The 12,462-nt window shown below is 62.3% G+C and carries 14 protein-coding genes and 1 pseudogene; 9 read left to right on the top strand and 6 right to left on the bottom strand.

What is annotated here, in order from left to right; all coding sequences use genetic code 11:
- The first annotated feature begins 117 nt into the window (after positions 1 to 117).
- The 3 genes from IVA95_RS22255 to mutT all read left to right on the top strand — a co-directional run bounded on the left by IVA95_RS22255 (position 118) and on the right by mutT (position 2,903).
- A complete protein-coding gene (locus tag IVA95_RS22255; protein ID WP_247512430.1) occupies positions 118 to 1,038 on the top strand; it encodes a peptidylprolyl isomerase in 921 nt (306 codons plus the stop codon).
- Between the two features lie 200 nt (positions 1,039 to 1,238).
- Positions 1,239 to 2,477 (top strand): bifunctional glutamate N-acetyltransferase/amino-acid acetyltransferase ArgJ, encoded by a 1,239-nt coding sequence (gene argJ, locus IVA95_RS22260; RefSeq protein ID WP_247512431.1) that lies wholly within the window; start codon positions 1,239 to 1,241, stop codon positions 2,475 to 2,477.
- Between the two features lie 15 nt (positions 2,478 to 2,492).
- Positions 2,493 to 2,903: an 8-oxo-dGTP diphosphatase MutT gene (gene mutT / locus IVA95_RS22265; protein WP_247512432.1), complete on the top strand. Its 411-nt coding sequence runs from the start codon at positions 2,493 to 2,495 to the stop codon at positions 2,901 to 2,903.
- A 224-nt stretch (positions 2,904 to 3,127) separates the two neighbouring features.
- Here the strand turns inward: mutT and IVA95_RS22270 are convergent.
- A pseudogene (locus tag IVA95_RS22270) lies at positions 3,128 to 3,289 on the bottom strand (transposase); the annotation flags it as partial.
- A 504-nt stretch (positions 3,290 to 3,793) separates the two neighbouring features.
- Entirely contained in the window at positions 3,794 to 4,591 is a 798-nt protein-coding gene (locus IVA95_RS22275; protein WP_247512433.1) for a helix-turn-helix transcriptional regulator, read from the bottom strand.
- A 478-nt stretch (positions 4,592 to 5,069) separates the two neighbouring features.
- Between IVA95_RS22275 and IVA95_RS22280 the strand changes: the two genes are divergently transcribed.
- Together IVA95_RS22280 and IVA95_RS22285 are read left to right on the top strand one after the other, a co-directional pair.
- Positions 5,070 to 5,396, top strand: a complete 327-nt coding sequence (locus IVA95_RS22280; RefSeq protein ID WP_247512434.1) for a hypothetical protein — start codon at positions 5,070 to 5,072, stop codon at positions 5,394 to 5,396.
- Positions 5,397 to 5,645: 249 nt separating this feature from the next.
- Complete coding sequence (locus tag IVA95_RS22285) at positions 5,646 to 6,086, top strand: DUF6647 family protein (protein WP_346658029.1); 441 nt, start codon at positions 5,646 to 5,648, stop codon at positions 6,084 to 6,086.
- Between the two features lie 509 nt (positions 6,087 to 6,595).
- Here the strand turns inward: IVA95_RS22285 and IVA95_RS22290 are convergent.
- The gene (locus IVA95_RS22290; RefSeq protein WP_247512436.1) at positions 6,596 to 7,441 is read right to left on the bottom strand and encodes a methyltransferase domain-containing protein; all 846 of its coding nucleotides are present in this window, start codon (positions 7,439 to 7,441) and stop codon (positions 6,596 to 6,598) included.
- Between the two features lie 78 nt (positions 7,442 to 7,519).
- On the opposite strand from IVA95_RS22290, the gene IVA95_RS22295 reads away from it, so the two are divergent.
- From IVA95_RS22295 to IVA95_RS22310, 4 genes are read left to right on the top strand one after another with little or no spacing between them, the layout of a single operon-like run.
- Entirely contained in the window at positions 7,520 to 8,329 is an 810-nt protein-coding gene (locus IVA95_RS22295; RefSeq protein ID WP_247512437.1) for a ComF family protein, read from the top strand.
- A 43-nt stretch (positions 8,330 to 8,372) separates the two neighbouring features.
- Complete coding sequence (gene grxC, locus IVA95_RS22300; protein WP_247512438.1) at positions 8,373 to 8,645, top strand: glutaredoxin 3; 273 nt, start codon at positions 8,373 to 8,375, stop codon at positions 8,643 to 8,645.
- Positions 8,642 to 9,520 (top strand): carbon-nitrogen hydrolase family protein, encoded by an 879-nt coding sequence (locus IVA95_RS22305; RefSeq protein ID WP_247512439.1) that lies wholly within the window; start codon positions 8,642 to 8,644, stop codon positions 9,518 to 9,520. The genes grxC and IVA95_RS22305 overlap by 4 nt, the downstream gene beginning before the upstream one ends.
- Positions 9,517 to 9,987 (top strand): DUF1178 family protein, encoded by a 471-nt coding sequence (locus IVA95_RS22310; RefSeq protein ID WP_213253400.1) that lies wholly within the window; start codon positions 9,517 to 9,519, stop codon positions 9,985 to 9,987. The genes IVA95_RS22305 and IVA95_RS22310 overlap by 4 nt, the downstream gene beginning before the upstream one ends.
- Before the next feature lie 148 nt (positions 9,988 to 10,135).
- Here IVA95_RS22310 and IVA95_RS22315 read toward each other — a convergent pair whose 3' ends face one another.
- The 3 genes from IVA95_RS22315 to IVA95_RS22325 all read right to left on the bottom strand — a co-directional run bounded on the left by IVA95_RS22315 (position 10,136) and on the right by IVA95_RS22325 (position 12,441).
- On the bottom strand, positions 10,136 to 11,035 hold the full coding sequence (locus IVA95_RS22315; protein WP_247512440.1) for a DMT family transporter: 900 nt from the start codon (positions 11,033 to 11,035) through the stop codon (positions 10,136 to 10,138).
- A gap of 155 nt (positions 11,036 to 11,190) precedes the next feature.
- Complete coding sequence (gene ubiG / locus IVA95_RS22320) at positions 11,191 to 11,958, bottom strand: bifunctional 2-polyprenyl-6-hydroxyphenol methylase/3-demethylubiquinol 3-O-methyltransferase UbiG (protein ID WP_247512441.1); 768 nt, start codon at positions 11,956 to 11,958, stop codon at positions 11,191 to 11,193.
- Positions 11,959 to 11,961: 3 nt separating this feature from the next.
- Positions 11,962 to 12,441, bottom strand: a complete 480-nt coding sequence (locus IVA95_RS22325) for a PH domain-containing protein (RefSeq protein ID WP_247512442.1) — start codon at positions 12,439 to 12,441, stop codon at positions 11,962 to 11,964.
- Positions 12,442 to 12,462 lie beyond the last annotated feature (21 nt).

The raw sequence follows: 12,462 nt of genomic DNA on the forward strand, positions 1-12,462 counted from the left end.
GTGGGTCCATATGTCAAGGAATTCATCATTTTGACAGACTTTTCGCGTTGCCAAGGCCGCATGATTGGGCGAGTGTCCCGCCGCCTTTGGCGCCCCTCTTCAAGACAAGGATTTTCCATGACCACCTCGTTCCCGGAAACGAAAACCGGCCTGCGCTTCGGCACGGCCGCCTCACGGGGTTCTTTGGCCGTAATGGCCTGTCTGGCTGCTGTTCTGGCCGCCGGCGTGCCGGTTCGCGCCCAAGACAACCCCGTTCTCGCCAAGGTTAACGGTGCGGAGATCCGCCAGAGCGATGTCGCGCTGGCGGAAGAGGAACTCGGCCCCAGCCTCGCGCAAATGGACCCGGCGACCAAGAAGGACAACGTGCTGGCCTTCCTGATCGACCTGAAGATCGTCGCCAAGGCCGCCGAGGACAAGAAGGTCGAGAATTCCGAGGACTTCAAGAAGCGCCTGGCATTCACGCGCAGCCGCCTGCTGATGGACAGCCTGCTCGCCACCGAGGGCAAGGCGGCGACCACCGAAGCGGCCATGAAGCAGGTCTATGAAGAGGCGTCCAAGCAGATCACCGGCGAAGCGGAAGTCCACGCCCGGCACATCCTGGTCGAGACCGAGGACGAGGCCAAGGCGATCGCGGAAGAGCTGAAGAAGGGCGGCGACTTCGCCGAATTGGCGAAGAAGAAGTCCAAGGACCCCGGCGCCTCCGATGGCGGCGATCTCGGTTTCTTCACCAAGGAACAGATGGTGCCGGAATTCTCCGCTGTCGCCTTCACGCTCGAACCCGGCAAGATCTCCGATCCCGTCAAGTCGCAATTCGGCTGGCACCTTATCAAGGTCGAGGAAAAGCGCGCCCGCAAGGCGCCCGAGTTCGAGCAGGTCAAGGCCCAGATCGAGACCTATGTGACGCGCAAGGCGCAGGCCGAATACGTCGCCAAGCTGCGCGAAGCTGCCAAGGTCGAGCGCATGGACAAGCCGGCCGAGGCCACCAAGCCGGATGCCGCAAAGCCCGGGGATTCCAAGATGGCGCCGGCGAAGAAGTAAATCGACTTCGCACCCAGACTTCAGTAATGAGACGTGATGCCCGGCCCTGTGCCGGGCATCCACGTCTTAAGAGCTTCATTGACGGCTGCTGAAGACGTGGACGGCCGGGAGCGCAGACAAGTGTAAGTAGTCTGCGCAGAAGCAGGCTACTGTGCCCGGCCATGACGATCGAATTTGATCCCACGCTCGGATTCTGGCCCATGTCCAATACCGTCTCTCCCCTCGCCCCGACCAATGTCCCCGAGATGCCCGCGATTGCGGGCGTGAAGCTTGCGACGGCGGCCGCCGGCATCCGCTACAAGGGGCGCACCGACGTGCTGCTCGCCGTCATGGACAAGGGCACCACGGTTGCCGGCGTGTTCACCAAATCGAAATGCCCGTCTGCGCCGGTGGAATGGTGCCGCGCCAAACTCGGCCGCGGCGCCCGCGCGCTGGTGGTCAATTCCGGCAACGCCAACGCGTTCACCGGCAAGACCGGCCGGCAGGCGACGGCACTGACGGCCTCGATCGCCGCAAAAGCTGTCGGCTGCAGCGCCAACGAGGTGTTTCTTGCCTCTACCGGGGTGATCGGCGAGCCGCTCGATGCCACCAAGTTCAACGGCGTGCTTGGCACGCTCGCCGAGCAAGCTGCGCCGGATGAATGGATGGCCGCAGCCAAGGCCATCATGACCACCGATACTTTTCCGAAGGTCGCTACCGCCACGGTGAAGCTCGGCAAGACCAAGGTCACGATCAACGGCATGGCCAAGGGCGCCGGCATGATCGCGCCCGACATGGCGACCATGCTGTCTTTCGTGTTCACCGACGCGCCGCTGTCCTCCGCCGTGCTGCAGTCGCTGCTCAAGAGCGGCGTCGAGGACACTTTCAATGCCATCACCATCGACAGCGATACTTCGACCTCGGATACGCTCTTGGCCTTCGCCACCGGCGCGGCTGCTGCCGATGGCGCGCCGAAGATCAGCCGCGCCAGCGATCCGCGCCTGAAGGCGTTTGCCAAGGCCTTCCAGGGTGTGCTGGCCAACCTTGCCGAACAGGTGGCCCGCGACGGCGAAGGCGCGCGCAAGCTGGTCGAGGTTATCGTCGAAGGCGCGACCACCAAGAACTCCGCGCGCAAGATCGCCATGTCGATCGCGAATTCGCCGCTGGTAAAGACCGCGATCGCCGGCGAGGACGCCAATTGGGGCCGGGTGGTGATGGCGGTCGGCAAGGCCGGCGAGCCCGCCAACCGCGACAAGCTTTCGATCTCGTTCAACGGCATCCGCGTCGCCAAGAGCGGCGCGCGCGATCCGTCCTACAACGAGGCGGAGGTTTCCGAGGTGATGAAGAACCCCAAGATCCAGATCAAGGTCGCGCTTGGCCTCGGCAAGGGCCGCGACCGCGTGCTGACCTGCGACCTCACCAAGGAATATGTCGCGATCAATGGCGATTACCGTTCGTAAGCGAGAAAGCGGCGCATGGCTGATATCAAGCTTACTCTGGTCGTCGCCTGCGCCCTCGTCGATGCCGACAAGCGCGTGCTGATCACGCAGCGGCCGGAAGGCAAGGCGCTCGCGGGTTTGTGGGAATTTCCCGGCGGCAAGGTCGAGCCCGGCGAGCGGCCCGAGCAGACCCTGATCCGCGAACTGCATGAGGAGATCGGGATCGACGTCAGCGAGCCGTGCCTGGCGCCGCTGACCTTTGCCAGCTACGCCTACGAAAGCTTTCATCTGTTGATGCCGCTCTACATCTGCCGGCGCTGGGAAGGCACGGTGATAGCGCGCGAAGGCCAGCAACTGGCCTGGGTCCGCGCCAACAGACTGCGCGACTACCCAATGCCGCCCGCGGACATTCCGCTGATCCCGCATCTGATTGATTTGTTGATGTGAGGTGGCGCATACCACCGTCATGCCCGGACTTGATCAGACTTGATCCGGGCATTCATCAACGTCAAAGAGCCTTGCCAGCGCAGCGCCTCTTCGGCGGCACGCAGAGCCCAGACACAAAATCGCGAAAACAACCCCATGCAAAGTAGAATGGGGCCGGCGCGCCGCACTCGTGCTGCTTGCGTCAGGGGCACGAGAAGAAAGATGGTCCGTCGTCACGGCCCAACCTACGGTGTGGACTCATAACGCGCAGCAAACCACAGCCGAATGGATGAAAGCTGGACGAAGGCAAGGTAATTGGCGGCGAGCTTGTCGTAGCGTGTCGCGACCCGATGACATCGCTTGGTCCGATCGAAGAACCGTTCGACTCTGTTAGGAGCGCGGTAAAGATAAGGGGCTGAAGCAGATTGCCCACGCGGCTTGTTGGGCAGGCATCGCTATGGCAACCCATTCACAATCGGCGAGTTCATAGCCCATGATCAGAGCCCCCCATCTCGGAGTTTGGATCACAGGCGTCCGGCCAAACGCAACGCGCCTGGTCCTGGCTCGGCTTCGGCGCTTTCGGGGTAAAGCCGACATCGACTAGTCCACACGCGCCGGCGAATCTGTCGAAAATGACCCGAAGCAGACCAGACCTCAGGAGGTGGTACTTCGGGTTCGCAGCCTCGCGGGGCCTCTATCGGTGGATGGGCCTTCGCGGGCGAACTTGGTTGAGGTCAGGTTTGCGCAGCGGTTCTTTGACTTGCCGGTCGCGCCACAGACCCAAAGGCTTCGGTTACAGCTCCCATCGAACGATCTCTCCGTCGTTCATAGGTGCATCGGCCCGCCGTCCGCGTTTTAGAACCGCCCCTAGCGGTTTGCGTCATCCCCGGGTTGACTGCGGCTTCAGTTCGTTATCGCAGCTTGCCGAGCCAGAGCGCGGCTAGCGTCCCGCGGTTGCGCACGCCGAACTTGGCGTAGATCGACTTGACGTGGAAGTGCGTGGTGTTCGGACTTTGGTCAAACTTCTGCGCAATCTCCTTTTCCGCGTGCCCGTCGAGCAGTGCGAGCAATACCCTGCGCTCAGCGGGTGTCAGGGCCGCGTCGGCGATGAGCAGGCCGTGGCTGAGCAGTTGTTGACGGTGAAACCATCTCAACCCCCGCATCGTGAAGCCCAGGCGCTGGCCGTCGTGCGCCGAGAAGCGAGGTGCCTGTGCATCGCGAAATACGAACAGGCGGATCCTCACGTCGTCATTGAGCGCAATGCGCACTGAAATGCTGTCGGCGAATCCGACGTCCAAATAGTGCCGACGATAATGCTCGCCCTCGAACCATTCCGGCGGCAGCGCTTCGAACAGCAGGCGGACACGGAACGGCTCATCTCCCGACGCGGAAAGAATCTGAGACAGGTCGACGTTGCCGGACCAGAGCGTATCGTACTGCTTCTGCACAGATGCCGCCACGGCCGGTATCGGGTCCAGCACCCGGACGAGGCGCGGACGCCAGCCGAGCAAGGGATCGGTCCGCTTCGGCGAAGGCAATCGCACAAGCACACCCCATAGCACATTGCGTGCCGACAACATGGTACGCAGTGCGGACAGCAGGTGTGTCAGCGCGGCGTCGCCGTCGGCGACCGAGAAGTCGGCCAGCTGATCCCAGAGTGCATAGACATCTTGGTTTTGCGGATCGATGGGATCCGTGGAGAGATGCATGTCATTTCCCAAAGCGTGTGCAGGTCGCCGGCCTGCGCGGGCATGCATAAACGACAACGAACCACCTTTCTAGGTAGTTTTCAGACGCATCACGTGGCGCGATATTCAGCACGGGTGCGGGGAAGACGGGTCCTCCCACCGTGACGACATTGGGAGGCCTGTCGAAGAGCGAACGGTACCGATGGCTTCCCGGCTCTTTCATCATCCCGTCATGCGCTGCTCCGGTTGCAAAAGCGGGAGCATCGACGTCCCCGAGAGATATCGAGAGATCAAAGATCTTTCGGTGAAGAATTTTTGCGACATGACGTTCGTATTTCCAGTGGCGATTGATCGCACGATCTAGCGCCTCCGAGACGCGGGTGTTGCCTTTCTTCTTAATACTCACACCCGGAGCGGCAATCGATATGAGCGGTGAATATCCAAGCGCCTTCTTTTCAAAGAAAAATCATCGCGGACGAAACTGCCTCAGGAGGTTTTTTTGCAAATTTACAGAAATAAACTTGGTCACGCCGACCATGCCATTGCGCGGCTGCCTTTGAGATGGTGGGAGCGCGCCTGCTTCCGGTCAAAGCTGCGCGAGGATATCAGGGACAGATCTGATTTTCTACGCGATGTCGGCATCGACGTGCTTGAAGCGCATGCTGAAGCGTGCCGCTTTTTCTGGCAACCGATCACGCTGAAGCGCCTGCCAATCCTGGATTATGCCCCTGCAACTGCCGCCATCGCGCGGTCAGCCGTCGAGGCCGTTGGTTCCAGATATTGTGCTGACAACGCATTAAATCATCAATCTACCGTGGTGTCCTAATAATGAAAAACACTTCGCACCCTTCGGCCGTACTGCCGCCTCTCGCTCCGTTTCACGTCGAAAAGGAAAGGCGAAGCTTCTTCGCTTTTACCACGTCGGCGCTGCACAGCTCACGGTGCCTTCAGGCAGGTCGAATCCTGCGTCAATACGAACACTTGATCGCGCCTCCCGAGCAATCCGCTCCGCGCCAATCTAGCCAGGATTCCGAAACTCGGGAAATGCTCGTCACCAGCAGGCCGCGCTGCGGTCTTGCTGCAGGAGGTCGTTTCCTTGGATAGCCTGATCGCAATCTACATCGCATGGATCGTTGCCCAGACCGGTTTGTCGGCTCCCGATCATCCGCCGATCCACTTCGTGACACCGGCGGAAATGGCACTGCGACATGGCTCGCCGGAAAATAGCGGGCTGGAGTTGCAGGCGCTCTATAATCGCAACGAGGGGTCAATTTACCTGCCTCAGGGCTGGCGACCCGATGATCTGCGACAGAAAAGCACTCTGCTGCATGAACTGGTGCACCACGTGCAGAGATCAAACAACATCGTCCTCCCCTGTATTGCTGCTTACGAACGCCAAGCATACGAATTGCAGATCAAATGGCTGCGGGAAGAAGGGGTGACCGATCCGTACGAGCTTATCAAAACCAATGAGCTGGGCATCTACATGGTTAGCGTATGCCGTGACGGGTCATAAATGCCGAATGGGCCAAGGGACCTGGCTCAATCACTTCGCCTCGAAGTCCGATGCTATCGATTATCTAGCTAGCCGCGGCCACGGATCTCTCGCCATTGTGGATGCAGCCATTCATGTGGCCGATTACAGTTTTGCGCGTGGACCAGGAAGACCGGCCTTGAGAACGTCTCTCCTAGAGTTTCGAAGAAACTCCCTGTCAACCGATGTCAACCTTGTCAACCGTGTCAACCTGACTTTCAGCGCCTTAAGCTAGCGCGGTGGCGGGGTGCGAATTACCGGCGGGCTATCCAAGTGCCAGAGGGACCCGTGAGAAAAGGATATCTTGTCCGCTCTTAGGTTCTTAGCCGCCGCTGATGCCCTTTCGGTTAGGTCGGCAAGTGACCCCCTTCGCGACATATTGCGCCGCGGCGCGAGCCTGGTCGCAAGCTGGGCAAAGCGGACATAGTCTTCGTCGCGTCACGCCGACGGGTTATGGGTACATGGCCTAATCTCATCCCGCCTTGGGTTGTCTACTTGGGAGCAGTTTTCTTCACCGCCGCTTCCAGGCCTGCTTTCGCCGAACCCGGCTTCAACGGCTTTTGCTGGCTCTCATGCGGCGCCCAGCCGGACAGCCAGATCACGTCGAAGGTCGCGCGGATGCGGCCGTCGGTATCGGCAAAGCGTTCGGCGTAAATCTGCGCCATCCGCAACATGGTGGCGCGACGGGTCGGCGTCCGGCGCCGCTCGATCAAAATATTGGTCGCAGCCATCCGCCGGAGATCGGCCATCAACGAAAACGCGCTGTCGTAGCGCACCACGACGCGATCGACGTCGGTGACCGGCAGCGCCAAGCCTACACGCTGCAGCAGGCCACCGATATCGCGCAAATCCGCAAACGGCACGACGCGCGGCGACACCCCGCCCTCGCATTCAGCTTCCGCAGCGGCAAAAGATTGTCTGAGCTCCGTCAGCGTATCGCCGCCGATCATCGCCGCTAGCAACAATCCGTCGGGCTTGAGCGCGCGGCGGATCTGCGCCAGCACGCCAGGGAGATCGTTGACGAACTGGAATGCGAGTGCCGAGACGGCAAGGTCGAGCGATTGCGGCGGCAAGTGCAGCGTTTCCGATTGATCGACATCGATCCGGCTGATCGACTGGAAACGATCGGCGACGGGCTTTCGCAGCAAATCGCCAGGCGTCCAGATATCGGCGACATCGGCAAAATTCCGCATCACCGCCTGCAGCCGCTCCTCCATGTCCTCCCTGACGCGATTTAGCAAGAACGTCACCGGCCCGCCACGCCGCGCGCGTTCCATCCGCGCGCGCAAGAGTGCGCGATCGAACAGGATGGGTGCGGCGGTCGAGCTCGAAACCATGCCGGTTGGTTACGCTGGCCGCCTATCTCTGGCAATGCCGTGCTTGAGCCGCGCGCGGCACGGCGCTAGCCTCGCCCGATGGACGCCGAGGCATCACCACCACGCTCCATTTCCAGCCATCTGCGCGGCGCGTTGCGCGCCTGCCGGGACGCATTCGCGCATCTGCCGCGGCTCGCGCTCGACATCGCGCTGCCGACGCAGTGCGTTTCCTGCCGCGAACCGGTCCATGGCGAAGGCGTTTGCGCGGCATGCTGGGCGAAACTGTCGTTCATCGCTCCGCCGTTCTGTCCGCGACTCGGCATCCCCTTTGTGTACGACCCCGGTCCCGAATTGCTGTCGATGGAGGCGATCGCCAACCCGCCGGCCTATCAGCGCGCCCGCGCCGCGGTGCGTTATGACGACGTCGCCCGCACGCTGGTTCATGCGCTAAAATACCAGGATCGCACCGATCTGGCGCCGGCGATGGGCCGCTGGATGGCCCGCGCGGGCAAAGAATTGCTCGATGAGGCCGACGTGCTGGTCCCGGTTCCCCTGCACTGGCGGCGCGGCTGGAGCCGCCGCTACAACCAGTCCGGCGCACTGGCGCGCGTGATTTCGCGCCAAACCGGCGTCAAACTGGCCTCTGAGGCGCTTCGCCGCATTCGCGCGACCGAGCAGCAGATCGGGCTATCCCGACCACAGCGCGCCAGCAATGTGCAGGGCGCCTTCAAGGTCGCCGCCGACCGCGTCGCCGACATCCAGGGCCGCCGCGTCATCCTGATCGACGACGTGCTGACGTCCGGCGCGACGACCGATGCTTGCGCCCGGGCGCTACTGCGCGCCAAGGCCGCGCAGGTCGACGTGCTGGTATTCGCGCGGGTTGTGGACAGCCACCGGGCTCCCATATAGTTCAAAGACTTGCCGAAAAACGACTTGCCAATCAGAGCGCGCCATGACCGCCATTGAAATCTATACCCGCCCGGGCTGCGGCTACTGTACCGCCGCCAAATCGCTGCTGACGCGCAAGAACGCCGCGTTCACGGAACGGAACGTGGCCGCCAACCCGGCCTATCGCGACCAGATGTACGACCGCGCCGGCTACGGCTCGACATTCCCTCAGATCTTCATCGGCACAACCCATGTCGGCGGCTGTGACGAGCTCTATGCACTGGACCGCGCGGGCAAGCTCGACGCTTTGCTGGCAGGAGAAAAGGCCCCCTCATGAGCGCTGGTTCCACCTTCACCGCTGCCATGGTGCAGATGCGCACCGGGCTGCTGCCCGAACCGAGCCTCGAACAGGGCATCAACCTGATCCGCGAGGCCGCAGCGCAAGGCGCCGACTACGTGCTCACGCCCGAGGTGAGCAACATGATGCAACTGAACCGCAAGGCGCTGTTCGAGCATCTCGCATCGGAAGAAGACGACCTCTCGCTGAAGGCCTATCGCGCGTTGGCTGCGGAGCTGAAGATTTATCTTCACATCGGCTCACTGGCGCTGCGCTTCTCGCCAGAGCGCGCCGTCAACCGCTCGTTCCTGATCGGGCCCGACGGCAATTTGCTCGCGAGCTACGACAAGATCCATATGTTCGATATCGACCTGCCTGGCGGCGAGAGCTATCGCGAATCCGCCAACTACCAGCCGGGCGAAACTGCCGTGATCTCGGACCTGCCGTGGGGCCGCATCGGGCTGACGATCTGCTACGACGTGCGGTTTCCGGCGCTCTATCGGGCGCTGGCCGAGGCCGGCGCGTCGTTCCTCACCGTGCCCTCGGCCTTCACCAGGAAAACCGGCGAGGCACATTGGCACGCGCTGTTGCGCGCCCGCGCCATCGAGACCGGCTGCTTCGTGTTCGCCGCGGCGCAGGCCGGCATGCATGAGAACAAGCGCGAGACCTACGGGCATTCACTGATCATCGGCCCCTGGGGCGAGATCCTCGCCGAGGGTGGCGTCGAGCCCGGCGTGTTCCTCGCCAAGATCGACACATCCAGGGTCGAAACGGCTCGGAGAGCCGTGCCGTCGCTGCAGCATGGCAGGCGCTTCGGCATTGCCGATCCCAAGGCCGGCCCCGAGCATCTGCACATCGTCCGGGGCTCGGCATGATCCGCTACAATCTTCGCTGCGAGAAGGGCCATGCTTTCGAAAGCTGGTTTCAAAGCTCCGCGGCTTATGAGACCCAGGAAAAGCGCAGGCTGGTGAGCTGCCCGAATTGCGGCTCGGTCAAGGTCGAGCGCGCCATCATGGCTCCGCAGATCGTCAGCAAGAAGGGCCGCGAGCAAGCCGCGCCCGCGCCGGGCGCGCCTGCGGAAGTAACCGGATCGGAATCGACGCCGCTGTTGATGGCGCAGGAGCGCGAGTTGCGCGCCAAGCTGAAGGAATTGCGCGATCACATCGTCAAGAACGCCGACAATGTCGGCGAGCGCTTCCCCAACGAAGCGCGCAAGATGCATTACGGCGATATCGAGCATCGCCCGATCTATGGCGAGGCCTCGCCCGACGAGGCCCGTGCGCTGATCGAGGAAGGCGTCGAGGTGTCGCCGCTGCCAGTGCTGCCGGAAGACCGGAATTGATGTTCACCGTCATTCCGTAGGGTGGGCAAAGCGACTTGTCCGCCGTAGCTCAACGAGCGAAGGCGGAAGCCTGCCCACCAACACTGCGGCCGTCGAGAGATGGTGGGGCACGGCGCAATGCGCCTTTGCCCACCCTACGATTCCCGCATCAAGCTGCCACCAGCAGCGCCACACCAATCACGATCAGGACAATACCGGACAATTCACGCGCCGATAACGGCTGCTTGAACGAGTAATACGACACAGCCTGCGCAAACAACACCTCGACCAGCGCCAGCGTGCGCACGTTGGCGGCGGCCGTCAGCGCAAATGCCAGAAACCAGAATTGCGAGGCGAACGCGCCCATGAAGCCCGCCAGCATCGAGGGCCGCCACAGCCCGAAAATCTTCATCAGCACATCAGGCGCGCGGGCGAGCAGATAGAGCGTCAGCACCAGCGTCTGCACGAACAGGCCGAACACCAGCGTGTAGGAGGCCGCGGTGACGAAGGAGACGCCGGGCACCGTGATGATCGCGCCGCGAAATCCGACCGCCGACAGCGCAAAGCAGCCCGCTGCAACCAGGCCGATGATGGTCGGCTTCAACTCCGCAAAGCCCTTCTCGCCGCCTGGCCGCAGCGCGGTGATGACCACTCCGACGGTCGCGATCATGATCGCGACGACTTTCAGCAGCGTCAGACGATCGCTGAGGAAGATGAAGCCGAAGATCGCGGTCTGGATCGCCTCCGTTTTTAGATATGCAGTCGTCACGACGAAAGAGCGATCGTTCATCGCGAGCAGCATCAGGCCGGTGGCGACGATCTGGCTGAGCGCGCCCAGCAGCAACCACGGCCAGAATACAGCCGTCGGCCACGGCACGTGATCGCCCGTTACAGCGATCACGATCGCGAAAAAGACCAGTGAGAACGGAAAGCCGAACAGGAAGCGGATATTGGTCGCGCCCCAGGTCCCGAGCGGCCCCGTCAACGACCGCTGCATCGCATTGCGCGCGACCTGGCCCAGCGCGGCGACGATGGTGAAGGGAATCCAGAGCGTGGCGACGGACAGCATGGGGAATACCGGCGGAAAGGAGCCACACCGTGCCGGGCACCGCGGATGCGGTCAACCGGAGCGGCGTCATAGCGGGAATGCGCGCGACAAAAACTCGCCGTCGTCCGCGCGAACGCAGAGACGGCACCAGTTATCCGGCTAGCGCCGGCACCAACTCAGATCCCCTCCGCCACCATCATGTAGTTCACATCCATGTCGGACGAGATACTCCATCTGTCGGCGAGCGGGTTGTAGACCACGCCGGCCTGCTCGGTGATGGTGAAGCGGTTGTTGGCGAGGTGCTGGGCGAGTTCGTCCGGCGTGACGAACTTGTCCCACTGATGGGTGCCGCGCGGCAGCCAGCGCAGCACATATTCCGCGCCGACGATCGCGAGCGCAAAACTCTTCCAGTTGCGGTTCAGCGTCGAGACCACCATCATCCCGCCCGGCTTGACCATCGCCGCGCAGCGGGCGAGGAACGCGCCGACATCGGTAACATGCTCGATCACTTCCATCGCCAGCACGATGTCGAAGCGCTCGCGGTGGTCCATCTGCTCGACAGTGGTGCAGCGATAGTCGATCGACAGATGCCCCTTGTCAGCGTGCAGCTTGGCAGCGGCAATGTTGGTCGCGGATGGATCGATCCCGATCACCTGCGCGCCCAGCCGCGTCAACGGCTCGCACAACAGGCCGGCGCCGCAACCGATATCGAGGATCCGCAGGCCCGAGAGGCAACTCAAGCTCCTGGAGTTACGTTCGAACTTGCGGCAGGCGGCGTCGCGGATGTAGGCGAGCCGCAGCGGGTTGATCTTGTGCAGCGGGGCCATCTTGCCTTTGGGGTCCCACCACTCATCCGACAATTTCGAAAATTTCGCGACCTCGGCCGGGTCGACGGTAGAGCCCTTGCCCGACAACCCGGCGGGAGAATTTTGCTGCATGGCCATGGTTCAGGTGCCGGACGGTCGGGTGGTGATGGCGGTGCGAAACGCCAGCGGGCGCGAAATGGTGGAAATGGTTTGCGTACCCTCGCCGACGCCCTGAATGGTGACGTCGCCGTAGTTCAGGATACGGCCAAGAATGCTCTGGTTGACGTCGACGCTCTCGACCTTGTCGAGGCTCATCTCGAAGGTTCGCCGCTTGATGAAGCCCGTCTTGTGGACGACTCGCATATTGGTGACGTCGGTCTCGGTGGTCCAGCGATGGAACCAAGCCGTCGCGGTCCAATACAATGCCGCAAGTCCGGCGACGGCAGCCAGCGCCAGGCAAAGCAACATCAGCGCGTCGGCGGTGACCATCCGCGACAGCACCAGAAACACGATCGCCACAGTCCACGCCGCGATGGCCGGCAGATAGAACATCCAGTGCGCGTTGGTCGAATACAGCACCCTCTCGCCGGGCTGCAGGATATCATCGATATAACGCCCCATACGCTCGTCCTGAATTAACCC

The organism is Bradyrhizobium sp. 157, assembly GCF_023073815.1.
In the GTDB taxonomy this organism is placed as follows: Bacteria; Pseudomonadota; Alphaproteobacteria; order Rhizobiales; family Xanthobacteraceae; genus Bradyrhizobium.

Coding starts and splice junctions, on each gene's coding strand:
- IVA95_RS22255 (WP_247512430.1), top strand. CDS start 118: ATGACCACCTCGTTCCCGGAAACGAAAACCGGCCTGCGCTTCGGCACG.
- argJ (WP_247512431.1), top strand. CDS start 1,239: ATGTCCAATACCGTCTCTCCCCTCGCCCCGACCAATGTCCCCGAGATG.
- mutT (WP_247512432.1), top strand. CDS start 2,493: ATGGCTGATATCAAGCTTACTCTGGTCGTCGCCTGCGCCCTCGTCGAT.
- IVA95_RS22275 (WP_247512433.1), bottom strand. CDS start 4,591: ATGCATCTCTCCACGGATCCCATCGATCCGCAAAACCAAGATGTCTAT.
- IVA95_RS22290 (WP_247512436.1), bottom strand. CDS start 7,441: ATGGTTTCGAGCTCGACCGCCGCACCCATCCTGTTCGATCGCGCACTC.
- IVA95_RS22295 (WP_247512437.1), top strand. CDS start 7,520: ATGGACGCCGAGGCATCACCACCACGCTCCATTTCCAGCCATCTGCGC.
- grxC (WP_247512438.1), top strand. CDS start 8,373: ATGACCGCCATTGAAATCTATACCCGCCCGGGCTGCGGCTACTGTACC.
- IVA95_RS22305 (WP_247512439.1), top strand. CDS start 8,642: ATGAGCGCTGGTTCCACCTTCACCGCTGCCATGGTGCAGATGCGCACC.
- IVA95_RS22310 (WP_213253400.1), top strand. CDS start 9,517: ATGATCCGCTACAATCTTCGCTGCGAGAAGGGCCATGCTTTCGAAAGC.
- IVA95_RS22315 (WP_247512440.1), bottom strand. CDS start 11,035: ATGCTGTCCGTCGCCACGCTCTGGATTCCCTTCACCATCGTCGCCGCG.
- ubiG (WP_247512441.1), bottom strand. CDS start 11,958: ATGGCCATGCAGCAAAATTCTCCCGCCGGGTTGTCGGGCAAGGGCTCT.
- IVA95_RS22325 (WP_247512442.1), bottom strand. CDS start 12,441: ATGGGGCGTTATATCGATGATATCCTGCAGCCCGGCGAGAGGGTGCTG.